Source organism: Halomonas sp. SIMBA_159, assembly GCF_046536035.1.
Classification (GTDB): domain Bacteria; phylum Pseudomonadota; class Gammaproteobacteria; order Pseudomonadales; family Halomonadaceae; genus Vreelandella; species Vreelandella venusta_A.
On record NZ_JAWJBT010000627.1, the window covers coordinates 1 to 270 of the forward strand.

At 61.9% G+C, this 270-nt stretch carries 1 protein-coding gene; it reads left to right on the top strand.

Annotated features, from left to right (window positions below; genetic code table 11):
* Positions 1–181, top strand: a 181-nt coding sequence (locus tag R0J87_RS20710) for a hypothetical protein (protein WP_498888608.1), incomplete at its 5' end; no start/stop codon positions are given.
* Between the last annotated feature and the right edge of the window lie 89 nt (positions 182–270).

Below are 270 nucleotides of genomic sequence, written 5' to 3' on the forward strand. Positions count from 1 at the left end.
GTCGCAGAGCGCGATCATCCCGGACGATCCCGAACGAATAGCTGGTTTCCTCAGAGCCGCCAATCTTGGAGCAGCCGAGCTGGAAACCGCTAGCCATCTTGCCGCAGACGGAAAAGGACGGGCCGACGCAACCGATCTCGGTCAAGATCTTCTGGACCTGCTCACCACCGCCCGAAGCTGAGGATCACACCGCGGCCAGATCCGGATCTCCCGAAGCATTGAGCTTCGGCTTTTCGGGTCGAGCAGCGGGATGCCTTGGCCCACTCACGC